The sequence below is a fragment of the Micromonospora sp. NPDC000668 genome (assembly GCF_042897975.1).
Classification (GTDB): Bacteria; Actinomycetota; Actinomycetes; order Mycobacteriales; family Micromonosporaceae; genus Micromonospora.
In genome coordinates, this window is record NZ_JBIAYP010000001.1 from 1,544,342 (window position 1) to 1,567,445 (window position 23,104).

Annotated in this window: 17 protein-coding genes; 7 read left to right on the forward strand and 10 right to left on the reverse strand. The window is 74.0% G+C overall.

Annotation, left to right across the window (positions count from 1 at the left end):
* Positions 1–185 precede the first annotated feature (185 nt).
* The 3 genes from ACFY29_RS07155 to ACFY29_RS07165 are packed head-to-tail and all read left to right on the forward strand — an operon-like array spanning position 186 to position 2,822.
* Positions 186–1,433 (forward strand): MurT ligase domain-containing protein, encoded by a 1,248-nt coding sequence (locus ACFY29_RS07155; RefSeq protein WP_328426798.1) that lies wholly within the window; start codon positions 186–188, stop codon positions 1,431–1,433.
* Complete coding sequence (locus ACFY29_RS07160; protein WP_328418887.1) at positions 1,423–2,142, forward strand: glutamine amidotransferase; 720 nt, start codon at positions 1,423–1,425, stop codon at positions 2,140–2,142. The genes ACFY29_RS07155 and ACFY29_RS07160 overlap by 11 nt, the downstream gene beginning before the upstream one ends.
* Positions 2,139–2,822, forward strand: a complete 684-nt coding sequence (locus ACFY29_RS07165) for a TVP38/TMEM64 family protein (RefSeq protein WP_386984044.1) — start codon at positions 2,139–2,141, stop codon at positions 2,820–2,822. The genes ACFY29_RS07160 and ACFY29_RS07165 overlap by 4 nt, the downstream gene beginning before the upstream one ends.
* A gap of 263 nt (positions 2,823–3,085) precedes the next feature.
* On the opposite strand, the gene leuS is transcribed toward ACFY29_RS07165, so the two are convergent.
* The gene (leuS, locus tag ACFY29_RS07170) at positions 3,086–5,926 is read right to left on the reverse strand and encodes a leucine--tRNA ligase (RefSeq protein ID WP_386984046.1); all 2,841 of its coding nucleotides are present in this window, start codon (positions 5,924–5,926) and stop codon (positions 3,086–3,088) included.
* 391 nt (positions 5,927–6,317) lie between these two features.
* Between leuS and ACFY29_RS07175 the strand changes: the two genes are divergently transcribed.
* From ACFY29_RS07175 to ACFY29_RS07185, 3 genes are read left to right on the forward strand one after another with little or no spacing between them, the layout of a single operon-like run.
* Positions 6,318–7,370 carry a MoxR family ATPase gene (locus ACFY29_RS07175; RefSeq protein WP_328418890.1) on the forward strand — a complete coding sequence of 351 codons (1,053 nt, stop codon included), beginning with the start codon at positions 6,318–6,320 and terminating at the stop codon, positions 7,368–7,370.
* A gap of 1 nt (position 7,371) precedes the next feature.
* Positions 7,372–8,670: a DUF58 domain-containing protein gene (locus ACFY29_RS07180; RefSeq protein WP_328418891.1), complete on the forward strand. Its 1,299-nt coding sequence runs from the start codon at positions 7,372–7,374 to the stop codon at positions 8,668–8,670.
* Between the two features lie 16 nt (positions 8,671–8,686).
* Positions 8,687–11,161, forward strand: a complete 2,475-nt coding sequence (locus ACFY29_RS07185; protein ID WP_386984049.1) for a transglutaminaseTgpA domain-containing protein — start codon at positions 8,687–8,689, stop codon at positions 11,159–11,161.
* A 334-nt stretch (positions 11,162–11,495) separates the two neighbouring features.
* Here the strand turns inward: ACFY29_RS07185 and ACFY29_RS07190 are convergent, their stop codons facing one another.
* From ACFY29_RS07190 to ACFY29_RS07230, 9 genes are all read right to left on the reverse strand, one after another.
* Entirely contained in the window at positions 11,496–11,897 is a 402-nt protein-coding gene (locus ACFY29_RS07190) for a DUF3040 domain-containing protein (protein ID WP_124817678.1), read from the reverse strand.
* Between the two features lie 116 nt (positions 11,898–12,013).
* Entirely contained in the window at positions 12,014–13,273 is a 1,260-nt protein-coding gene (locus tag ACFY29_RS07195) for a DNA polymerase IV (protein WP_386984051.1), read from the reverse strand.
* A gap of 58 nt (positions 13,274–13,331) precedes the next feature.
* Positions 13,332–14,504, reverse strand: coding sequence for a nucleotide pyrophosphatase/phosphodiesterase family protein (locus ACFY29_RS07200; RefSeq protein WP_355605014.1), 1,173 nt, complete (start codon positions 14,502–14,504; stop codon positions 13,332–13,334).
* Positions 14,501–15,277, reverse strand: coding sequence for a methyltransferase domain-containing protein (locus tag ACFY29_RS07205; protein WP_386984053.1), 777 nt, complete (start codon positions 15,275–15,277; stop codon positions 14,501–14,503). Before ACFY29_RS07205 ends, ACFY29_RS07200 begins: the two co-directional genes overlap by 4 nt.
* A gap of 63 nt (positions 15,278–15,340) precedes the next feature.
* Positions 15,341–15,514, reverse strand: coding sequence for a hypothetical protein (locus tag ACFY29_RS07210; RefSeq protein WP_328426867.1), 174 nt, complete (start codon positions 15,512–15,514; stop codon positions 15,341–15,343).
* Between the two features lie 96 nt (positions 15,515–15,610).
* A complete protein-coding gene (locus tag ACFY29_RS07215) occupies positions 15,611–18,979 on the reverse strand; it encodes an error-prone DNA polymerase (RefSeq protein WP_386984055.1) in 3,369 nt (1,122 codons plus the stop codon).
* A gap of 12 nt (positions 18,980–18,991) precedes the next feature.
* The gene (locus tag ACFY29_RS07220) at positions 18,992–20,689 is read right to left on the reverse strand and encodes a DNA polymerase Y family protein (RefSeq protein ID WP_386984057.1); all 1,698 of its coding nucleotides are present in this window, start codon (positions 20,687–20,689) and stop codon (positions 18,992–18,994) included.
* Between the two features lie 55 nt (positions 20,690–20,744).
* On the reverse strand, positions 20,745–21,542 hold the full coding sequence (locus ACFY29_RS07225) for a hypothetical protein (RefSeq protein WP_328418898.1): 798 nt from the start codon (positions 21,540–21,542) through the stop codon (positions 20,745–20,747).
* A 102-nt stretch (positions 21,543–21,644) separates the two neighbouring features.
* Positions 21,645–22,094 (reverse strand): SAV_6107 family HEPN domain-containing protein, encoded by a 450-nt coding sequence (locus ACFY29_RS07230; RefSeq protein ID WP_386984059.1) that lies wholly within the window; start codon positions 22,092–22,094, stop codon positions 21,645–21,647.
* A 442-nt stretch (positions 22,095–22,536) separates the two neighbouring features.
* Here ACFY29_RS07230 and ACFY29_RS07235 point away from each other — a divergent pair, with 442 nt between their 5' ends.
* Positions 22,537–23,025: a YbaK/EbsC family protein gene (locus ACFY29_RS07235; RefSeq protein WP_328418900.1), complete on the forward strand. Its 489-nt coding sequence runs from the start codon at positions 22,537–22,539 to the stop codon at positions 23,023–23,025.
* Positions 23,026–23,104: the final 79 nt, after the last annotated feature.

Consider the following 23,104-nt stretch of genomic DNA (forward strand, 5'->3'; position numbering starts at 1 on the left):
GGGTGGAGCGGAGTGGAGGGCCACGGCGGCGGTCCGGCGTGGTCCGCTTTCCGACATAGATCGACTCCGTCCGGATGAAGCCGAACCAGCCGCCCGCGTGGGCACCACGGCCGAACGGTTCGCGGTCGGCGGCGATCTGGTGGGGCGGGCGGTCCGGTAACCTCGCTCGCGTGACGGACGCGAAAATGCCCCTACGGGCCAAGGTGGCCAGCTCCGTGTCACGGACCGCCGCCGCGCTCTCCCGGGCGGCCGGCCGTGGCGACGGTTCGGTGATCGGCGGGTGGATCGGCCTGAAGATCGACCCGGACCTGCTGGCCCACCTGTCGGCCGGGCGCGCCATCGCGCTCGTCTCCGGCACCAACGGCAAGACCACCACCACCCGGTTGACCGCCGCCGCGGTCGGCGTGCTCGGGCGGGTCGCCACCAACTCCTTCGGCGCCAACATGCCCAGCGGCCACACCTCGGCGCTGGCCAAGGCCGGCAGCACCCCGTACGCCGTGCTGGAGGTCGACGAGCACTACCTCGCCCAGGTGCTGGAGGCGACCGAGCCGCACGTGGTCGCCCTGCTGAACCTCTCCCGCGACCAGCTCGACCGGGCCAAGGAGGTCGCCATGATGGCGCAGCTCTGGCGCGCGGCGCTGGTCCGGCACACCGATGTGCGGGTGGTGGCCAACGCCGACGACCCGATGGTGGTCTGGGCCGCCACCCCGCCGGGCGACCCCGCCCGCGGCATCAACCCGCCGCACGTGACCTGGTTCAGCGCCGGCCAGCGCTGGCACGACGACTCCTGGGTCTGCCCGGAGTGCGGCTCCACCATTCAGCGCAACGGCGACCAGTGGTGGTGCACCGGCTGCCCGCTGCGCCGGCCGGAGCCGCAGTGGGTCGTCGAGGACGAGGGCGTGCTCGACCCCACCGGCGCCTGGCACAAGGTCTCCCTCCAGCTACCCGGCAAGGTCAACCTGGGCAACGCGGCGACGGCGCTGGCCGTGGCCGCCGAGTTCGGCGTCCGCCCGGTCGACGCGGTGTCCCGCCTCGGCATCGTCACCTCGGTGGCCGGCCGCTACGCGCAGGTGGACAAGGACGGGCGCAACATCCGGCTGCTGCTGGCCAAGAATCCGGCCAGTTGGCTGGAGGCCTTCGACATGGCCGACGAGGCGCCGACCCTGCTCTCCATCAACGCGCGCGACCCCGACGGGCTGGACACCTCCTGGCTCTTCGACGTCGACTTCGCGCCGCTGCGCGGCCGACAGGTGCTGATCACCGGCGACCGGGCGTACGACCTGGCGGTCCGCCTGGACGTCAACGACGTGTCGTTCCAGCACGTGCGCACGTTCGAGGACGCGATCCGGTCGGTCCCGCCGGGGCGGCTGGAGGTCATCGCGAACTACACCGCGTTCCAGGACATCCGAGCGGAGTTGGACCGTGTCAACTGAGAGCCTGCGCATCGTCTGGATCTACCCCGACCTCCTCTCCACCTACGGCGACCGGGGCAACGCGCTGATCCTCGCCCGGCGGGCCCGCCAGCGCGGTATGCCGGTCGAGGTCATGGAGGTCCGCTCCGACCAACGGCTGCCCGCGACCGCCGACATCTACCTGGTCGGCGGCGGTGAGGACGGTCCGCAGGCGCTGGGCGCCCAGCGGCTGATCGCCGACGGTGGCCTGCACCGGGCGGTCGCCCAGGGCTCGGTGGTGTTCGGCGTCTGCGCCGGCTACCAGCTGCTCGGCATGTCCTTCTTCGCCAAGGGTGTGCAGTGCCGCGGCCTGGAGCTGCTCGACCTGCAGTCCGACCGGGGCCCGAGCCGAGCCGTCGGCGAGCTGGCCGGCGAGATCGACCCCCGCCTGGGCCTGCCCGCGCTGACCGGCTTCGAGAACCACGGCGGCCGCACCCACCTCGGCCCGGAGGTCTCCCCGCTGGCACGGGTGAGCACCGGGGTGGGCAACGACGGCACCACCGAGGGTGCCTGGCGGGGCAAGCTGCTCGGCACCTATTCGCACGGCCCCGCGCTGGCCCGCAATCCGGCCCTGGCCGACCTTCTGCTGCGCTGGGCCACCGGGGCGCACCAGCTCCCGCCGCTGGACGACACCTGGTCGGACCGGCTTCGGAGCGAACGCCGCGCCGCGGTGGCCGCCGCCCGGGCATGATCCCCGCCGTCCGGCGGCTGCTCCGGCAGCCGTCGGCCGCCCGGTTCGCCCTGCTCGTGCTGCTGATCGGCGGCTGCGCGCTGCTGCTGCTCCTGGCGCCCCGACCGGACCCGGAGCAGTTACCCCGGCTGGCCAACCACCTCGGCCATCTCGCCCCGGTGGCGGCGGTCCTCGGCGGCGCGCTGCTGCTGGTCGCGTTGGTACCCCGGACCTTCATCACACTCGCCTCGGGCGCCATCTTCGGCCCGCTGGAGGGCGCCGCGTACGCCCTGGGCGCCGCGCTGCTGGCGGCGGCGATCGGGTTCACGGTCGGCCGGCTGCTCGGCCGGGAGTTCGTGGCCGAGCGGGTCCGCGGCCGGCTGGCCCGCCTCGACGGCTGGTTCACCCGGCAGAGCGTGCTCGGCGTGGTCACCGTCCGGCTGCTGCCGATCGCCGGCTTCGGGCTGGTCAGCTACGGCTACGGCACCACCGGGGCCCGGATACTGCCGTTCCTGGCCGGCAGCGTGATCGCCTCCGCGCCGACCGCCTTCGGCTACGCCGCGATCGGCGCGGCGGTCAGCTCCCCCGGCCGCATCAACTGGTACGCCGCCGCCCCCGCCAGCCTCGGCCTGATCGCCAGCGTGGTGCTCATCCACCAGTGGTGGCGCGCCGAGCGGCACTGCCGCTCCATGCCGGCCTGACCGCCCTTCCCGAGGCTGCGACCTGGCCCGCCCTCGGGCCGGCGTGTCGCGCCCAGGCGACGGATGCGCCAATGAGCGTGATGATTCAGAGGCATAAATATGCCTCTGAGTCATCACGCTCGTCACGGTGTCCGCCCCCACAGGCGTCACGCTCGGTGCCGGCAGAGCCGGGCGGCCAGACCGCGAAGCCCCGCCCGGGATGCCCGGATCGCGACGCCAGCCCCGCTACACCAGCGGGACCCGGGCCGAGACCGGGGGTCGGGTCAGGCGACGACGGAGACCATCCGGCCCGGCACCACGATGACCTTGCGGGGTTCCTTGCCGGCCAGGGTGGCGGCCACCGCGTCCAGGGCGGCGGCACGGACCGACTCCTCGGACGCGTCGGTGGGAACCTCGATGCGGCCACGGACCTTGCCGTTGACCTGCACCGGATAGGTCACCGTGTCCGCCACCAGCAGTGCCGGATCAGCCGTCGGGAAGTCCGCGTACGTCAGCGAGGTCTGGTGGCCCAGCCGGCGCCACAGTTCCTCGGCCACGTGCGGGGCGAACGGCGCCACCATGAGCACCAGCGGCTCGGCCACCTCGCGCGGCGTCGCCGACAGCTGGGTCAGCCCGTTGGTCAGCTCGATCAGCTTCGCGATCGCGGTGTTGAACCGGATGCCGTCCATGTCGCCACGGACCCCGTCGATCACCTTGTGCAGCAGCCGGCGGGTCGCCTCGTCGGCCGGGGCCTCACTGACCCGCAGCGCACCGGTCTCCTCGTCGACCACGGCCCGCCAGACCCGCTGCAGGAACCGGTACGACCCGACGACCGCCCGGGTCTCCCAGGGACGGGACACCTCCAGCGGGCCCATCGACATCTCGTACACCCGGAAGGTGTCCGCGCCGTACGCGGCGCACATGTCGTCGGGGGTCACCACGTTCTTCAGCGACTTGCCCATCTTGCCGTACTCGCGGCGCACCTCGTCGTCGCCCAGGTACCAGCCGCCTTCGCGCTCGATGACGTCCTCGGCCTGCACGTAACTGCCGCGCGAGTCGGTGTACGCGTACGCCTGGATCATGCCCTGGTTGAACAGCTTGCGGAACGGCTCGAACGACGACACGTGCCCCAGGTCGAACAGCACCTTGTGCCAGAACCGCGCGTACAGCAGGTGCAGCACGGCGTGCTCGGCGCCGCCGACGTACAGGTCGGTACCCCCGCAGTCGCCCTCGCCGCGCGGGCCCATCCAGTACCGCTCGTTCTCCGCGTCGACGAACCGCTCGCTGTTGGTCGGGTCCAGGTAGCGCAGCTCGTACCAGCAGGAGCCGGCCCACTGCGGCATCACGTTGGTCTCCCGGGTGTACCGCTTCGGCCCGTCACCCAGGTCCAGCTCCACCTCGACCCAGTCGCGGCGACGCGACAGCGGGGTCTCCGGGTTCGAGTCGCCGTCGTTCGGGTCGAACGTCTTCGGCGAGAAGTCGTCCACCTCCGGCAGCTCGACCGGCAGCATCTCCTCGGGCAGGGCGATCGCCGCGCCGGTCTCGTCGTAGACGATCGGGAACGGCTCGCCCCAGTAGCGCTGCCGGGAGAACAGCCAGTCGCGCAGCCGGTAGGTCACCGCGCCGGCGCCGTACCCGTTCGCCTCCAGCCAGGCGGTGATCGCCGCCTTGGCGTCGGCGACCCCCAGGCCGTCCAGGTCCAGGCCGCGCTCGGGCGCAGCGCTGTTGATCGCCGGGCCGTCCCCGGTGTACGCCTTGCCGTCGAAGCCCTCCGCGGGCTGCACGGTGCGCACGATGGGCAGCTCGAAGACCTCGGCGAACGCCCAGTCCCGCTCGTCCTGTGCCGGCACCGCCATGATCGCGCCGGTGCCGTAGCCGGCCAGCACGTAGTCGGCGATGAAGATCGGGATCTGCCCGCCGGTGACCGGGTTGGTGGCGTACGCGCCGATGAAGACGCCGGTCTTCTCCTTGCTGTCGGCCTGCCGCTCGATGTCGGTCTTGGCCGCCGCCGCCTTGCGGTACGCCTCGACGGCCGCCCGAGGGCTGGCGTGCCCGCCGGTCCAGGCGTCCCTCGTCCCCTCCGGCCAGGCGGCCGGCACCAGCGTGTCGACCAGCTCGTGCTCGGGCGCCAGCACCATGTACGTGGCCCCGAAGATGGTGTCCGGCCGGGTCGTGAACACCCGGATCGGCTCCAGCTCGGTGGGGAAGTCGATGTGCGCACCGGTGGACCGGCCGATCCAGTTGCGCTGCATCATCTTGATCGGCTCGGGCCAGTCCAGGCTGTCCAGGTCCTCGATCAGCCGGTCACCGTACGCGGTGATCCGCATCATCCACTGCTTCAGGTTGCGCTTGAAGACCGGGAAGTTGCCCCGGTCGGAGCGGCCGTCGGCGGTGACCTCCTCGTTGGCCAGCACGGTGCCCAGCCCTGGGCACCAGTTCACCGGGGCCTGCGAGACGTACGCCAGGCGGTGATCGTCGACGACCTGGCGGCGCTCGGCGACGCTCAGCTCGGCCCAGGACCGGCCGTCCGGGGTCGCCCGGTTGCCGCCCTCGAACTCGGCGATCAGCTCGGCGATCGGCCGGGCCCGGCCGGCGTCCCGGTCGTACCAGGAGTTGAAGATCTGCAGGAAGATCCACTGGGTCCAGCGGTAGAAGTCGGTGTCGATGGTCGCCACCGAGCGGCGCTCGTCGTGCGCCAGCCCCAGCCGGCGCAGCTGCGCCTTGTACCGCTCGATGTTCGCCACCGTGGTGGTCCGTGGGTGGGTGCCGGTCTGCACCGCGTACTGCTCGGCGGGCAGGCCGAACGCGTCGAAGCCCATGGCGTGCAGCACGTTGCGCCCCGCCATCCGCTGGTAGCGGGCGAAGCAGTCGGTGCCGATGTAGCCCAGGGGGTGGCCGACGTGCAGGCCGGCGCCGGACGGGTAGGGGAACATGTCCAGCACGTACAGCTTTTCCGCACCGGCCCGGGGGTGGTCCGGGTCGGCCAGCGGGCCGGTCGGGTTCGGGGCGTGGAAGGTGCCCTCGCGCGCCCAGATGTCCTGCCAACGATTTTCGATCTCGTCGGCCAGGGCCGCGGTGTACCGGAACGGGGGAATGTCGCCCGCCGGTGCGGCTGCCTCACTCATCGTCTCTCCTCGCTTCGCTTCGCTTCGTCTCGGCACCGCCGGGCCGGACCGGCGACGGGCACAAAAATGCCCCTCACGCAGGAGGGGCCGCCGTGCTGTCGCGCGTTCAGCGCATCAGCACGGCCCGATAAGAAGCAGGAAGACTCCGGCCATGTCCGGCAGTGTACCTCGCCGCCGGTTCGGGCCGGGGTCGGCGGGGCCAGTCCCCCAACCCGGCGAATATCGGTGCGTAACCGACGGACTGCCTGCGGGGGTCGGCGATAACGACAAACATGGTTAGCCTGAGAGGCCAGTGAGAATTCTGCGGCAAACGAGGCTCGACGTCGCGAACCCAACGGCGGGTCCAGGTGCTCTATACAGAGCTGCCGTGACGGCGACGAGGAGGAGGCCCGTGACACAACAGACCTGGGACGAGGTCGGCGGACTGTTGCCGCACGACGAGTTCCGCGCCGCCAGCGAGGCCATCGTGGCCAACATCGAGCAGGTCATCGAGGGTAAGACCGCCACCGTGCGGCTTGCCCTTGCCGTCCTGCTCGCCGAGGGTCACCTCCTCATCGAAGACGTCCCCGGCGTCGGCAAGACCAAGCTGGCCAAGGCCTTGGCGCGGTCCATCGACTGCACGGTGCGCCGGATCCAGTTCACCCCCGACCTGCTGCCCAGCGACGTCACCGGGGTCAGCGTCTACAACCAGGAGACGCACGACTTCGAGTTCCGTCCCGGCGCCGTCTTCGCCAACCTGGTCGTCGGCGACGAAATCAACCGCGCCTCGCCGAAGACCCAGTCGGCGCTGCTGGAGTGCATGGAGGAGCGGCAGGTCACCGTCGACGGCGTGACGTACCAGCTGCAGACTCCGTTCATGGTCATCGCCACCCAGAACCCGATCGAGATGGAGGGGACCTACCCGCTGCCCGAGGCGCAGCGCGACCGGTTCACCGCCCGGATCGCGATGGGCTACCCGGACGCTGGCGCCGAGCTGGCCATGCTGGACGGGCACGGCGGCACCGACCCGCTGAACGAGCTGCGCCCGGTCTCCGACGCGGACATCGTCCGGCAGCTCATCGCCACCGTCCGGCAGGTGCACGTCGCCGACGCGGTCAAGCAGTACGCCATCGACCTGGTCACCGCGACCCGCGAGGCCCCCGACCTGCGTCTGGGCGCCTCCCCCCGGGCAACCCTGCAGCTGCTGCGCACCGCCCGGGCGGTCGCCGCCCTGGAGGGGCGCGACTACGTCCTCCCCGACGACCTGCAGGCCCTCGCGGTGCCGGTAATGGCGCACCGGATCATCCCGACCGCCGACGCGCAGCTCGCCCGACGCACCACCGACGCGATCGTCTCCGAGCTGGTGCACCGACTGCCGTTGCCGCACGACCGGCAGCGCTCCCCGTACGACACCCGGCCCGCCACCGGCAACGGTCGTGCGCCCTACGAGCCGCGGAGGCCGTGACGTGCGTGCCGGGCTGCGCGGGCTGACCACCCGCGGGCGCTCGTTCCTGGCCGCCGCGGTCGCGGCGGCGATCTCGGCCGGCATCCTCGGCGAGAAGGACCTGCTCCGGGTCGCCGTGCTGCTGGCCGTCCTGCCGCTGCTGGCCGCCGCCTACGTCGGGCGCAGCCGCTACAAGCTGGCCTGCAACCGTTCACTGGACCCGCACCGGGTCCCGGTCGGCGCCAACTCCCGGGTGGTGCTGCGGCTGCAGAACCTCTCCCGGCTGCCGACCGGCACCCTGCTACTGGAGGACCGGCTGCCCTACGCCCTGGGCAGCCGGCCCCGGGTGGTGCTGGAGCGGCTCGGCGCGCAGCAGGCCAGCTCTGTGGCGTACACCGTCCGGGCCGACGTGCGGGGCCGCTACGACGTGGGCCCGCTGGTGGTGCGGATGAGCGACCCGTTCGGGCTCTGCGAGCTCAGCCGGGCCTTCCCCAGCACCGACCACCTGACGGTCATCCCGCAGGTCACCCCACTGCCGTCGGTCCGGCTCCCCGGGGAGTACGCGGGCAGCGGCGACAGCCGGGCCCGGTCGGTGGCGGTGCACGGTGAGGACGACGCGGCGACCCGGGAGTACCGGCGCGGCGACGACCTGCGCCGGGTGCACTGGAAGTCCACCGCACGCACTGGCGAGCTGATGGTGCGCCGCGAGGAACAGCCGTGGGAGAGCCGGGCCACGGTCGTGCTGGACACCCGCGCGTACGGTCACCGCGGCGACGGGCCGACGGCGAGTTTCGAGTGGGCGGTCTCCGCCGCCGCGAGCATCGCCGTGCACCTGCGTCAGGCCGGCTACAAGCTGCGCCTGGTCACCGGTTCGGGGGCGGACGTGGACGCCTCGGAAGCCGGCGGCGACGGGACGCTGCTCGACCACCTCGCCGAGGTCCGGCTGGACCAGCGGGCCGAGGTGACCGGCCTGGTGCAGCGCGTCCGGCAACGCGCTGACGGCGGTCTGATCATCGGGTTGTTCGGCGCGGTGAGTGTGGCCGAGGCCGAGCTGCTGGCCGGGCTGCGGGGCAATGGCGCCACCTGCGTCGGCTTCCTGTTGGACAGCTCCACCTGGCTGAGCCTGCCGGAGAAGGCCCGGGCCGAGGCTGAGCACGCGCACGGCGCCGCCGCGCTCACGATGTTGCAGAGCGGTTGGCGGGTGGTCGGCGTCGACCACGGCAGCCGGCTGCCGGCACTCTGGCCGCAGGCGGGCCGGGGTTCCCAGGGCTTCGCCCTGCGCGCCGCGCTGGCCGAGACGGTGGCCGGCGGCGTGCGATGAACGGAAGGTTCCCCTCATGATCGCCAGTCGGAACATCGGCGCGGTGGCGGCCGCGGCCACGCTGCTCGCCGCCGCCCCGCTGTCGGCCATCTTCGAGACCTGGACGTGGCTGATCCAGTCCGCGATCGCGGTCGCCGTGGTGGCCGGGGTGGCCGCGCTGACCCGACTCGTCCGGGCACCCCTGTGGGGTCAGGTGCTCGGCATGCTGGCCGCCCTGGTGCTCGCCCTGACCTGGCTGTTCCCCAGCGGCGCGGAGTTTCTCACCTTCCTGCCCACGCCGACCACGTTCGGGCACTTCGCCGACCTGTTCACCGGCTCCATGCAGGACATGCGCTCGTACGGCATCGAGGTGCCGGACACTGACCCGCTGCTGTTCATCACCGTGCTCGGCGTCGGCGGGGTGGCCGTGCTGGTGGACGTGCTGGCGGTGGCGCTGCGCCGGCCCGCGCTGGCCGGGCTGCCGATGCTCGCCATCTACTCGGTGCCGGTCGCCGTCGACGTGGACAGCGTTCCCGCGGTGCCGTTCGTGGTGGGCGCCGCCGGGTACCTCTGGCTGCTGGTCACCGACAACGTCGACCGGGTACGCCGGTTCGGACGCCGGTTCACCGGCGACGGCCGCGACGTCGACGTGTGGGAGGCCTCGCCCCTGGCCGCCGCCGGCCGCCGGCTCGCGGTGGTCGGGGTTGCCCTAGCCGTGGTGCTGCCGCTGGCCGTGCCGGGCATGACCGGCGGGCTGCTCGACACGCTCGGCGGCGGGGCGGGCAACGGCAACGGCAACGGCCGGGCGGGGGCAGGCTCGTCCGGCCGCATCGACCTGTTCGCGTCGCTCGCCGGCCAGCTCAACCAGTCCGAGGTGAGCGACCTGGTCAAGGTGACCACGTCTGAGCCGACCCCGTTCTACCTGCGCTACGCGGTCGCCGACGAGCTGCGTCCGAGCGGCTTCCAGGCGCGCAGCCCGAGTGGTCGGCCGGCCAACCGGGATCTCCCGGATCCCGGCGAGCGGGCCGGCCGAGGGGTGCAGCAGACCCCGTACCGGGCCACCGTCGAGGTCACCAAGAGCCTGAGCATGTCCCTGCTGCCGGTGTACGCGGAGCCGGTGCGCACCGAGGACCTCAACGGCAACTGGCTCTACGACCCCAACCAGCAGGTCGTCTTCTCCAACCGGGAAAACTCCCGGAGCAAGAAGTACTCCTTCGACTACATCCGCTCGACGTACACCCCGGCGGCGCTGCGCGCCGCGCAGCCGCTGCCGGCCGACCACCCGGTCCGCCGGCAGTTGACCGCCACCCCGGGGCCGGTGCCCGAAGTGGAGGAGCTGGTCAAGGGGCTGATCCAGGGGCAGCGCACCGATTACGATCGCGTGCTGTCCATCTACCAGCACTTCTCGGCGGACAACGGGTTCAGCTACCGGCTCAGCACCGAGAGCGGCAGCAGTGGCCAGGACATCGTCAACTTCCTGACCAACAAGGTCGGCTACTGCCAGCAGTACGCCGCAGCGATGGCCTGGCTGGTCCGCGCGGCCGGCATCCCGGCCCGGGTGGCGTTCGGGTTCACCAACGGCAGCAAGCGGGACGGCGACACCTACACGTTGACCAACCTCAACCTGCACGCCTGGACCGAGGTCTACTTCAACGGGGTCGGCTGGGTGCCGTTCGACGCCACCCCGACGTACGGGGTGCCGGGCTCCACCCGGTCGGCGTGGGCGCCGGACACTGACGCGCCGGAGCCGTCCAGCCCGGGCACCGGCACCACGGACACCCCGGTCGGCCCCGACGCGTCGGCCGGACCGGCCGGACCGGACAACGCCGACCGGGACACCGACAGCGGGCTCTCCCTCAGCGGTCAGACACCGGCCGAGCAGGCACCGGTGTGGCCATGGTGGACGGCAGGTCTGCTGGCCCTGATGGCACTGCTGGCGGTGCCGGCGCTGCGTCGGCTGGCGCTGCGCCGACGGCGGGGTGGCCGGGCGGAGGGCGCCGCGGTGGCCGCCACCGCGGACGATGCCGCCCCGGGCGACGGGGCACCTGTGATGGTGGTCGGGGTGGACGCCAACGCGGCCCGCGCGGACGCGCATGCCGCCTGGGCGGAGTTGCTCGACACGCTGGTGGACTTCAAGGTCCGGGTCGACCGGACCGAGACGCCCCGGGCGACCGCGGACCGGCTGGTCCGGGACACCTTCACCGATGACACCGCGGCGGTCGGCGCGGCGCGGCTGCTCGGCCGGGCGGAGGAGCGGGCGCGTTACGCCCGGGACCCGCTGACCGGTGAGCGGCTGCTGCCGGCGCTGCGCGCGGTCCGGCGCGCGCTGGCCGCACGGGCGGACCGGCGGACCCGGCTGCTGGCCGCCGTGCTGCCGCCGTCGGTGCTGCTGCGCTGGCGGCTCGGCCTGGCGGACTCGTCCGGCCGGTTGGTGGCACTGACCGGGCGGGCCCGGTACCGGCTGCTGCGCTGGAATCCGCGTCGGCTGCTGGCCGACCGGGCGGCCCGCTGAGGGACGTCCCCGTCCGGCTCGGGGCGGCGGTCCATTGGCCGTCGCCCCGCCCGGCTGTGGCGCATCCCGTCGGCGCTCCCCTGCTCAACCACCTGCAGTCGCTGCGGTGCCCCGGGCCGCCGTTGATCCCTTGATGGTGAGCAGTCACGAGAAGCCGGACGGGACTGCCCAGCATCAAGTGATGCTGGGCAGCGGCGCGCGGCACGAGGGCGCGGGTACGAGGGCGCGGTGCAACGCGCGGGTACGAGGGCGCGCGGATACGACAGTGGTCGCCGGGCTGTTCCCGGCGACCCGCTCGTCGCGGTGTACGGCCCGCCTCAGCGGCGGGACGGGCTCAGCGGTGCCCCTCCGGGCGCTGCCGCCACCTGTCCTCCATGCGATCCAGGATCGACGACCGGCGACCGGATCGGCCACCGCCACGGGGACGACGACGACTGGTCGTGCCGCCCACCACGTGCAGGTCGGGTGACTGCGCACGCCGGTGCGACTGCACCGCGAACGCGGCCGAGGCCAGCATGACGACAAAGCCCGCCACCGCCAGCGGTGGAGTCTTGATCACCGCGCCATAGACCAGTAGAGCCAAGCCAGCGATGATCACGCCGGCAGCGACGAGCAGGCGACGCCGCGCGTGGAAGCGCGGATCGCTGGCGCGCACGGCCGAGGCGAATTTGGGGTCCTCGGCAAGCGACCGCTCGATCTGCTCGAACAGCCGCTGCTCGTGCTCCGAGAGCGGCACGGCACTCCTCCCCGGTCACGTTGGTCAGGCCCACTCGGGCCGACAGACCGTGGCAGCCAACCGGCTGCTTACCCGCAAGTCTACGAGGGGGGTCGCGCGTCGGAAAGCGGGACGACCTATGGGTGGGGTGGATTTTCGTTTCGGCGGGGATCACGGTCGCCTAACAGACTGGCTGGACCTATGACGGATCGCCCGAATCGGGCAGCGGCAGCGTCCGCGGCAGCTTCCGCCTCCCGCCAACCACGCTCGGGCGCGCCGAGGGTGAGTTGCCGGGGCGCACCCTCCGCCGGGGCGAGCCCCTCCACCCGGACACCGACGAGCCGGATCCGCTCGCCCGGGTCCAGGGCGGTGTAGAGCGCCCAGACCGTGTCGAACATCTCGCGTGCCGTGTCGGTGGGCACGCCGAGAGTGCGGGAGCGGTTGACGGTGCGGAAGTCGGCCAAGCGCACCTTGAGCGACACGGTGCGCCCCACCTGCCCGGAGCCGCGCAACCGGACGCCGACCTTCGCGCTGAGCGCGAGCAGGGCGCGGCGGATCTCCAGCGGGTCGGCCACGTCGACGTCGAAGGTCACCTCGGCGCCGATCGACTTGTCGACGTGCTCGGGGCTGACCCGGCGCGGGTCTCGCCCCCAGGCCAACTCGTGCAGGTGCACCGCCGACGCGGCGCCGACCGCCCGGCGGAGCATGCCCAACGGGGCCTCGGCGAGGTCGCCGACGGTGGCCAGGCCGAGCCGACGCAGCGCCTCGGCGGCCCGCTCCCCCACCCCCCAGAGCGCGTCCACCGGCAGTGGGTGCAGGAAGTCGAGCACCTGCCCGGGGGGCACGACCAACAGGCCGTCCGGCTTGGCCCGGGTGGAACCCAGCTTGGCCACGAACTTGCTCGGCGCCACCCCGACTGAGCAGGTCAGCGCCTGTTCCTCGGCGACCCGGCGGCGGATCAGCCCGGCGATGGTGGCCGGGGCCCCGAACAGCCGGCGGGCGCCGGTCACGTCGAGGAACGCCTCGTCGAGGGAGAGCGGCTCGACCAGCGGGGTGACGTCCCGGAAGATCTGCATCACCGCGCGGGAGGCGGTGGTGTAGGCGGTGAAATCCGGTGGCAGGTAGACGGCGTGCGGGCAGCGGGCCCGGGCCTGGCTGGTCGGCATCGCGCTGCGTACGCCGTAGCGGCGGGCCTCATAGCTGGCGGAACTCACCACGCCACGCGGCCCGACACCACCGACGACCACCGGCCGGCCGCGCAGCTCGGGCCGGCGGCGCACCTCGACGGCGGCGAAGAAGGCGTCCATGTCGACGTGCAGGATCGGGCTGTCGGAGTCGTCGGCGTCCGGCCCGAAGCGCGGATCGACGCCCCGGGGCAACGACTGGCTGCGGCCCATCCCGGCAGGTTAACCCGGGGGTACGACACCACCAGCGACCGCCGGGCCGGACCACCGTTCAGCCGCGGACGACCAGCAGCGGCACCGTCAGCTCGGCGGCCGTGTCCGACCCGTGGTACGCCACCAACCGGGACGCCATCGGCCGCTCGGTGCGGGTGGCCAGCACCGCGTACGTGTCGTTGCAGGTCACCACCACGTCGCCGATGCGCCCCAGGTGCTCCTCGGGCACCGGCCCGAACCAGCCGGTGGCCACCACCTCGTCGCGGGTACGCACCCGCGCCGCGTCGCCGAGCACCGCCGACCAGGCAGCCACCACGTCGTCGGCCGCGCCCGGCGCGACGTGCAGGTAGCGCACCCGTGCCTCACCGGCCACCAGCCGCACACCGCCGCGCAGCCGCGGATCGGTGTCCAGGTCGAAACGGTGCGTGGCGGGCACGTTGAGCTGCCCGTGGTCGGCCGTCACCAGCAGCGCGGCGTCCGGCGGCAGCCCGTCGACCAGGCGGGCGAGCAGCGCGTCCACCTCGTTGGCGGCGATCCGCCAGGGTGCCGAGTCGACCCCGCTGAGGTGGCCGTGCCGGTCCAGGTCGGCGTGGTAGCCGGAGACCAGGGTGGGTCCGTGGCCGGCGGACAGCGCGGCCAGCATGGTGGCGGACACCGCGTCCGCGCCGATGGCGCCCCGGAAGTCGCCGCCCCGGTTGGCGGCCAGGGTCAACCCGCTGCCACCGAACTCCGGCCGGCTCACCACGCTCACCGCCACCCCGGCGGCGCGGGCCCGCTCCAGCTGGGTGGGCACCGGCTGCCAGCGCAGCGGCGACGGGTCGGCGGCCCAGTCGGTGTGGGTGAGCACCCGGTCGGTGCCGGGCATCCGCACGGTGAAGCCGAGCACCCCGTGCGCGCCCGGCGCGACGCCGGTGCCCAGCGACACCAGGCTGGTCGGGGTGGTGGACGGGAAACCCGCGATGAGCGGCCGGGCCACCGTCGCGGCGAGCCCCGCGAGGGTCGGCGCGTACGGCGCGGCGGTCGGCAGCTGGTACCAGCCGAGGCCGTCGACCAGCAGCACGGCGATCCGGCGTACGCCGGCCAGCGCGGGGACGAGCCCGAGCGGGTCGGCCGACCCGGGGACGCCCAGCACGGCGAGCGCGCTGGGCAGCACATCGGTGAGGCGGCCGCCGCCGTGTTCCGGCCCGAGGACCGCCAGCGGCGCCGGCGCACCACCCGGCGGGGCGGTCATGCCGGCCGGCGGGCGAACAGGTGCAGCTGGGCGGCCAGATCCCGGTACGGGGGCTGGGCGGCCAGCGTCCGTTCCAGCTCGACCAGGGCGGCCGACTGCCCGTCGGCGACCGCAGCCGGCAGCAGGTCGGCCAGTACGCGTACCCCGTGGATCTCCTCGACCACCAGCCCGGCGGCGGTGAGCAGCGCGGCGGCGCCGTCGGCGTCGTAGCGGCGGCGCAGGGTGTCCCGCGGCCCGGCGGTGCCGGCCGGGTCGGCGGCCAGCGCGGCCGCGACCTCCAGGTGGCCGTTCATCGCCCGGCCCAGCACGGCGGCGGCCCGGCCGGCCACCAGCACGCTGGCCGCGCCGCCGGGGCGCAGTGCGGTGGCCAGCGCGGTCACCACCGGCGTCGGGTCGTCGACCACCTCCAGCACGGCGTGGCAGAGCACCAGGTCGACCCCGGCCGGCTCGACCAGCCCGGTCAGGGCGTCGCCGTCGCCCTGCACGGCGGCGATCCGGTCGGCCACCCCGGCCTCGGCGGCCCGGCGGGTGAGCGCGGCCAGCGCGTCGGGGCTGGCGTCGACCACGGTCACGCGGTGCCCGGCCCGGGCCAGCGGGACGGCGAAGCCGCCGGTGCCGCCGCCCACGTCCAGCACGGTGAGCTCGGTGTCGCCGCGCCGGTCCAGTTCGGCGCGGAGCACCGACCAGATCACGGCGGTACGGGGGGTCAGCGGCGGCCCGGCGAACCGGCCTCGGGTCTGCTCCACCCGGTCGAGCCTAGTCACCCGGTCCATCAGCAGGGCGATCGTGTGGCAGGCGCACCGACCCGCCGGGTCGGGACGCGGTGACGCGGCCGGTCAGGACTCGACGCCCTCGACCTCGTCCTCCGCGCGGGACCGCCGCTCGTTGGCGACCGGACCGTTGGTCACCTCGTACTCGCGAGGGTCGGCGAGGTGCGACGGCATCCAACCGGCGCCGAGCCGGGTCCGTCGGGAGTTGGCGATTCCGCCGGTGTACGTGTGATTCCCCATCACTGTTCTTTCCCCTCATGGATCACGGGCCGCTCTGCCCGCTCAGCACGAGTCTCCCGCTCGGCGGCACCGGAAACCGTAATGTGGATCACTCGATCAGCGGAAGTCACGGGACGCGGGACTGACCGGTGGCTCGATGGCGTCCAGCCGGTCGGCGACCAGGTTGGTCACCCCCTCATGCCGCTCCAGCCGCCCCCGGACCACCAGCGCGGCGCTGGTCCGGGCAACCCGCCGGTAGCGCTGCCACAGCCCCGGCGAGCAGGTGACATTGAGCATGCCGGTCTCGTCCTCCAGGTTGAGGAAGGTGACCCCGCCCGCGGTCGCCGGGCGCTGCCGGTGGGTGACGATCCCGCCGACCCGGATCCGCTGCCCGGGCTCCACCCGACCGAGCCGGGCGATCGGCACCGCGCCGAGCACGTCGAGCTGACCCCGGATGAACCGGGCCGGATGGCTCTCCGGTGACAGCCCGGTGGCCCACACGTCGGCGACCAGCCGGTCCACCGCCTCCATCCCGGGCAACGTCGGCGCCGCCGCGCCGGTCACCGTGCCGGGCAGCCGGCCCGGCCGGTCCTGGGCCGCCGCGCCGGCGGCCCAGAGCGCCTGCCGTCGGGTCAGCCCGAAACAGGCGAAGGCGTCCGCGGTGGCCAGCGCCTCCAGTTGCGCGGCGGTGAGACCGACCCGCCGGGCCAGGTCCGACATGTCACGGTACGGCCCGTGCGCGCTCCGGTCGGCCTCGATCCGCTCGGCCACCTCGGCGCCGAGGGTACGCACGCTGGACAGCCCGAGCCGGACCGCCGGACCGTCCAGCCCCCAGGCGTGCGGCGGCTCCCCCGGCCCGCTGCCCCACCGGGTGTCGGGGGTGGACTCCAGCACCGCCTTGGCCCCGCTGGCGTTGATGTCCGGTCGGCGTACCTCCACCCCGTGCCGGCGGGCGTCGTCGACCAGGGTCTGCGGTGAGTAGAAGCCCATCGGCTGGGCGTTGAGCAGCGCGGCGAGGAACGGGGCCGGGTGGTAGCGCTTGAGCCAGGAGCTGGCGTAGACCAGGTAGGCGAAGCTCATCGCGTGGCTCTCCGGGAAGCCGTAGCTGGCGAACGCGGTGAGCTTGCGGTAGACGTCGTCGGCCAGCTCACCGGTGATGCCCCGCTCGGCCATCCCGGCGTAGAGCCGGTCGGCGATGCGGGTCATCCGCTCGACCGAGCGTTTGGCGCCCATGGCCCGGCGCAGTTGGTCGGCCTCGGCCGCGTCGAAGCCGGCCAGGTCGATGGCGAGCTGCATCAACTGCTCCTGGAACAGCGGCACGCCGAGGGTCTTCTCCAGCGCGTTGCGCATCAACGGGTGCGCGAACGTCACCGGCTCCAGGCCGTTCTTGCGCCGGATGAACGGGTGCACCGAGCCGCCCTGGATCGGGCCGGGCCGGATCAGCGCCACCTCGACCACCAGGTCGTAGAACTCGCGGGGCTTGAGCCGGGGCAGGGTGGCCATCTGGGCGCGACTCTCCACCTGGAACACCCCGACCGAGTCGGCCCGGCAGAGCATGTCGTAGACCTCCGGGTCGTCCAGCGTCATGTCGCCGAGGTCGAGTCGGGACCCGATCATGTCGTAGCCGTAGTGCAGCGCGGAGAGCATGCCGAGGCCGAGCAGGTCGAACTTGACCAGACCGACCGCGGCGCAGTCGTCCTTGTCCCACTGGAGCACGCTGCGCCCGGGCATCCGCCCCCACTCCACCGGGCAGACCTCGATCACCGGCCGGTCGCAGATCACCATGCCGCCGGAGTGGATGCCCAGGTGCCGGGGGAACGTCTGCAGCTCGTTGGCGTACTCCACCACCTGCTCCGGGATGTCCTCGACGTCGACCGTGGCGACCGAGCCCCACCGGTCGATCTGTTTGCTCCAGGCGTCCTGCTGGCCGGGTGAGAAGCCGAACGCCTTGGCCACGTCCCGCACCGCCGACCGGGGCCGGTAGGAGATGACGTTGGCGACCTGGGCGGCGTGCTCCCGGCCGTAGCGGGTGTAGACGTGCTGGATCACCTCCTCCCGGCGGTCGGATTCGATGTCCACGTCGATGTCCGGCGGGCCGTCCCGCTCCGGGGCGAGGAAACGCTCGAAGAGCAGCCGGTGCCGGACGGCGTCCACGTTGGTGATCCGCAGCGCGTAGCAGACCGCCGAGTTGGCTGCCGAGCCCCGGCCCTGGCAGTAGATGTCCTGCTCACGGCAGAACGTCACGATGTCGTAGACCACCAGGAAGTAGCCCGGGAAACCCAGCTCCTCGATCATGTTCAGCTCGTGGTCGAGCTGCGCGTACGCCGTCGGGTGCGCCTGCGGGGGTCCGTAGCGCTCCCGAGCCCCGTCGGCGGTCAGCTTCCGCAGCCAGCTCATCTCGGTGTGCCCTGGCGGCACCGGGTACGCCGGCAGCTGCGGCGCGACCAGTTGGAGGTCGAAGGCCAGCTCGGCGCCGAACTCGGCGGCCCGGGCCACCGCACCCGGGTACGCGGCGAACCGGGCCGCCATCTCCGCGCCGCTGCGCAGGTGGGCGGTGGCAGCCGCGGGCAGCCAGCCGTCGATCTCGTCCAGGCTGCGTCGGGCCCGGACGGCGGCGACGGTGGTGGCCAGCCGACGCCGGCCGGGGCTGGCGTAGTGCACGTTGTTGCTGGCCACCGTCGGCAGCCCGGCCGTGGCGGCCAACTCGGCGAGCGCGTCGTTGCGGTCGGCGTCGACGGGGTGGCCGTGGTCGGTCAGCTCCACCGCCACCGTCTCCGCACCGAAGAGCGCGGTCAGCCGGTCCAGCTCGCGGGCCGCCGCGTCCACCCCCTCGGTGAGCAGCGCCGCCGGCACGTGCCCCTTGCGGCAGCCGGTCAGCACCAGCACGTGGTCGCGCAGCTCGGCGGCGACCTCCTCCAGCTCCCCGTAGACCGGGCGGCCCTTCTCCCCGCCACGTAGCTGGGCGCGGGCGATGGTGGTGGCCAGCCGGGCGTACCCCTCGTGGCCGTGCGCGAGCACCAGCAGGTGCGCGCCGTGCGGGTCGGGCTCGCCGTTCTGCGGGCCGGGCAGCCCGAGGGACAGCTCCGCACCGAAGATGGTCGGCAGGTCCAGCGCGCGGGCCGCCTCGGCGAAGCGGACCACCCCGTAGAAGCCGTCGTGGTCGGTGACGGCGAGCGCGGTGAGCCCCAGCCGGGCCGCCTCCTCGGCCAACTCCTCGGGGTGGCTGGCGCCGTCGAGGAAGCTGAAGTTGGTGTGCGCGTGCAGCTCCGCGTAGGGCACGGCGTCGTCGGGGCGGGGCAGCTCGGGCGCCTCGTAGTGCTGGCGCTTGCGACTCCAGGCCGGGGAGTCACCACCGTCGGCGTCCACGGCGAGCGGGTCCACCACGTGCAGGTGCCGCTCGCCCCTGCTCCCCCGGTTGCCGTCGGGCCGCCCGGAGAGCACCCCCTCCAGCTCCGACCAGGGCATCTTCGGGTTGTGGAAGCTCATCCGGCTGAACACTCAGTCATAGATCGCCTCCACCAGCCACTGCCCGGCCTCGACGGCGAGCAGCAGGGCGGTGCCGTCGGCGAGGCCGACCTGAAACCGGGCCCGACGGCGGGCTTCCGCCGGCGCCCACCAGCGCTCGTCCACCGGCCACGGCCCGGCCCAGCCGACGATCTCCGCCGGCTGGCCGGTACCAACCACCAGCAGGGCGGGCGGGGCGCTCACCGCCAACCGCGCGCTGATCACCACCGGCTCTCCGGCGGCGTCGTGCACGGTCGCCGCGAGCGGGCTCGGCAGCACCATCGCCGGTGCGGGCGGTGGGAGCTGGCCGGGCCAGGGCGGGGCACCCCCCGCCACCCGGGCCCCGGCCCGCGCCGCGCCACCGCCCGATCCGCCCAGGTCCGCCGACCGGCCCGAGACCGCCAGCCCACCGGGGGACGCCGACCCGCCCGGATACGCCGGGCTGCCCGGCGCCGGCGGGCCGGGACGGGTGGGGACGCGTTCGTCGCCCCAGGGCACCAGTCGCACCTGGTCGGCCGGGGAGCGCCCGCCGCCGAGCACCGCGGTGACCACAGCTTCCGGGCCGAGGATGCCCTGCACCCGACTCAACGCCCGGTGGGCCCGCTCCCGCTCCTCGCCGGTCTCCCCCCAGAGGCCGGACTGCAGGCCGGCCTGGGCGATCACCCCGTCCGGGATCAGCCGCAGCCGGATGATGCCGGCCGTCGGCCGGGCCGGTCGGGCGCCGGCCCGGCCGTTGCTGCCGGAGAGCCACCCGTCGAGCTGCCAGCGCACCCGGTCGGCGATGGCCGCGGCGGTGAGCAGGCCGTCGTGCCGCCACACCCGGTGCAGCTCCTGCCCGTGCGCGGTGACCGCCTCGATGCCGAGTCGGGTGCAGGCCAGCCCGTGCCCGGCCAGCCGGTCGTGCAGTTGCTCGGCCAGCGCGCGGGCGGCGAACGCCGCCGCATCGACCCGGTCGATCGGCTCGTCGTACTCGGCGGTCACCGTCAGGTCGGCCGGCGGCTGCCGGACGGCGAGCGGGCGGTGGTCCCGCCCGGCGGCCAGCCGGTGGGCCAGCGCGCCGTCGAACCCGAACCGGGCCAGCACGTCACCGGCCGGCAACGCGGCGAAGTCGCCGAGGGTCCGCACCCCCAGCCGGCGCAGCAGGTCGGCCAGCGCCGGTCGGGCGAGCGCCTCGACCGGCAACCCGGCCAGGAACTCCGGCGTCCCGCCCGGCGCCACCACCCGGCCGGCGCGGGCGGCCAGCCCTGCGGCGAAGACCCCGTCGGCGACGCCGATCTGGCTCTCCACCAGACACGACTGGGCGATGTGCTCGATGATCCGCTCGGCGGCCGCCTCCTCGCCGCCGAGGTAACGGCTCGGGCCCCGGGCGGCCACCGCGCAGGCGCCCGGGCGAACCACCTCGACGCCGGCGACCAACTCCTCCACCGCGGCGACCACCGGCTCGAACGCCCGGGCGTCCCGGCCGGGGTCGTACTCCATGACGGTGAGCTGCGGGCAGCGGCCCTGCGCCTCCCGCTTGCGCAGCCCCCGGCGCACCCCCTCGGCGCGGGCCCGCTCGGAGCAGGCGACCACCCGGTTGGCGTGCAGCACGGCGACCGGGCCGGTGGCCGGCACCCCGTCGACGATCTCGGCGGCGAGCACCGGCCAATCTGGGCACCACAGCAGCAGGGTCCGTACCGGCGAGCCGGTCACCCCAGACCTCCCGGGCCAGGCTCGGCCGGAACGGCACCGCGCTCCGCGACCCCGGTCACGCCGGACTGACCAGGGTGAGGGCGCCCTGCCGGGCGGTGTCGGCGCGGACCCGGTCACCGGCCGGCGGCACCGGACGGGGCCGGCCGGCGAACGGCACGGCCGGTCGGCCCACGGGCGACAGCACCGTACGAGGGATCACCCGGGTGAGCTCGTCACCGGGGAGCCAGACCTTGATCTCCTTGGGTCGGGCGGCCGCCCCACGCCCGCGCGCCGAGACGGTGACCTCCCGGCGGCGCAGCCGGCCCCGGCCCGCCCCGAGCCCTTCCCAGACCCCACGGACCACCTGCAACGTCACGTCCGCGCCGTCCCACCGGCCGTACGGGACGAGCACGCTGCCGCGCTGCCGGGCCCGGGCGGCCAGTCGGGTGGCGACCGAGGCGGAGACCGCGGCCGGCACGGCGGTGACCACGACATCCACCCCGTCGATCAGCGCGGCGACCACGGTGGCCCACTCGGGGCCGGGATTCGGCACCAGGGCCAGCCGGTCCAGGGCGATGCCCAGCTCGGCGGCCGCGCCCGCGCCGAACGTCGGCACCCCGACCACGGCGCACCACGAGCCGGCACGGGACGCCTCGGCGAGCAGGGCCAGCACCAGCGAGGTGCCGCCACTGCGCCGAGGTTGACCGACGGCGACCGCGATGGTGCTGCCCCGACGCAGGCCCCGGTTGGGCAGCAGGCCGGTCAGCTCGGGCACCACCGGCAGCACCCGGTGGCCGCCCTCCGGATCGGGTGCGCTCGCCGGACGTACCAGATCGGCCAGTGCGGCGGAACCGACCACCATGCGGCCCGCCATCGGACCAACCCCCCGTCGTTGCTGTGGATCAGATCAGGACCGGCACGCCGGTGACGCCGGCCGCCCGGCTCCCCCCATCGGGCGGCCGGCGTCACGGCGGGGTCATGCGGCGAGGCCGTCCAGGGCCGGTTGGTGAGCCACACCGAGCGCGGTCTCCACCACCGTGACGAACTGTTCGGCCGCGCGGAGCAGGTCGTCTGCCTCCCGGGCGCTGACCACCCGGGGGATGCCGGCCTCGGCGGCGGCCCGCTTGCCGGCACCGGCGGCGAAGAACCGGGCCCACTCGTCGAGCTCGGGGGCGACGGCGCAGAGCAGGACCCAGACGCTGGTGATCCGGTTGCGCCGGCTCGGCGCGGGTCGGGCGCGGGCGGCGAGCAGGGCGGCCGCCGCGCGCAGCGCCGCCAGGTGGGCGGCCGCGTAGCGCAAACCGTCGGGTCGGGTCTGGCCGGCTTCGGTCAGCCCGCGCCGGGCCAACGTGAGGAGTTGGGCGGGGGTGCGGTGCGGCAGCACGTGCGCCGGCACCGTCGGTGCCTGAGCCGGGTTGGTCGGCATGGACTGTCTCCTCCACGTGGCCGGGGCGTCGGCCGGCACACTGATGCCGCCGATGAGACGCCGAGGTCGGGTGGTGCGGAGGAAGACGCACCGGGTGTGGCCGGCCGGGTGTGGATGCTTCCCCACACCACACCCGGCCGGCGTACCGGCGGGTTCGTCGCCCGCCGCCCGGGGGTCGTGGGCGGCGAGCGACGCTCCTGCCTGATGGGACCGGGCTCGCGACTGCCCGGAAACCCAGGTGCGGCCCGCGGAGCCACACCGCCCGGAGGTGGTGCCGCGAAACACCGCGCTCCGGCTGGTTGGAACGGGCGTTCGAGGCAATCGAACACTCGTTCTAACTGCTGCTGACAGTACACCTCCCCTCCGACGAAAATGCAACGTGTGACGCGCCGGCCGGTGCACCAGAGTGAACCCGGCACCGCGGACCGGGAAGAATGGCGGGATGCAGCCACACCCGAACGTACGGGCGGTGCAGGACGCGCTCACCGACGCCGGCGCACTCGACGGCGCCGGCCAGCCCAGCACGGTCCGCCTGCTGCCCGACGCGGTGCACACCGCCGCGGCAGCCGCCGAGGCGCTCGGCGTCCAGGTCGGCCAGATCGCCAACTCGCTGATCTTCGACGCGGACGACGCGCCGCTGCTCGTGCTCACCTCCGGCGCGCACCGGGTGGACACCGCCGGTCTGGCCGCGTCGATCGGGGTCACCCGGCTGCGCCGGGCCACCCCGGAGTTCGTCCGGACGCACACCGGGCAGCCGATCGGCGGGGTCGCTCCGCTCGGGCACCCGCGCGTACTGCGCACCCTGGTGGACACCGCGCTGGCGGCGTACCCGGAGGTCTGGGCCGCTGGCGGCGTACCGCAGGCGGTCTTCCCGACCACCTACGCCGAGCTGCTGCGGGTCACCGCCGGCACCCCGACCGAGGTGGCGTGAGCGAGCGAAGCAAGCGAACCAGCAGGCACAGCAGCGAGGCGCTCGCGACGCCGCGAAGCGGTGGCGTGAGCGAGCGAAC

Bases quoted from the DNA above. Each gene is read 5' to 3' on its own strand.
- ACFY29_RS07155 (WP_328426798.1), top strand. From the start codon at position 186: ATGCCCCTACGGGCCAAGGTGGCCAGCTCCGTGTCACGGACCGCCGCC.
- ACFY29_RS07165 (WP_386984044.1), top strand. From the start codon at position 2,139: ATGATCCCCGCCGTCCGGCGGCTGCTCCGGCAGCCGTCGGCCGCCCGG.
- leuS (WP_386984046.1), bottom strand. From the start codon at position 5,926: ATGAGTGAGGCAGCCGCACCGGCGGGCGACATTCCCCCGTTCCGGTAC.
- ACFY29_RS07185 (WP_386984049.1), top strand. From the start codon at position 8,687: ATGATCGCCAGTCGGAACATCGGCGCGGTGGCGGCCGCGGCCACGCTG.
- ACFY29_RS07195 (WP_386984051.1), bottom strand. From the start codon at position 13,273: ATGGGCCGCAGCCAGTCGTTGCCCCGGGGCGTCGATCCGCGCTTCGGG.
- ACFY29_RS07200 (WP_355605014.1), bottom strand. From the start codon at position 14,504: ATGACCGCCCCGCCGGGTGGTGCGCCGGCGCCGCTGGCGGTCCTCGGG.
- ACFY29_RS07205 (WP_386984053.1), bottom strand. From the start codon at position 15,277: ATGGACCGGGTGACTAGGCTCGACCGGGTGGAGCAGACCCGAGGCCGG.
- ACFY29_RS07210 (WP_328426867.1), bottom strand. From the start codon at position 15,514: ATGGGGAATCACACGTACACCGGCGGAATCGCCAACTCCCGACGGACC.
- ACFY29_RS07215 (WP_386984055.1), bottom strand. From the start codon at position 18,979: ATGAGCTTCCACAACCCGAAGATGCCCTGGTCGGAGCTGGAGGGGGTG.
- ACFY29_RS07225 (WP_328418898.1), bottom strand. From the start codon at position 21,542: ATGGCGGGCCGCATGGTGGTCGGTTCCGCCGCACTGGCCGATCTGGTA.
- ACFY29_RS07230 (WP_386984059.1), bottom strand. From the start codon at position 22,094: ATGCCGACCAACCCGGCTCAGGCACCGACGGTGCCGGCGCACGTGCTG.
- ACFY29_RS07235 (WP_328418900.1), top strand. From the start codon at position 22,537: ATGCAGCCACACCCGAACGTACGGGCGGTGCAGGACGCGCTCACCGAC.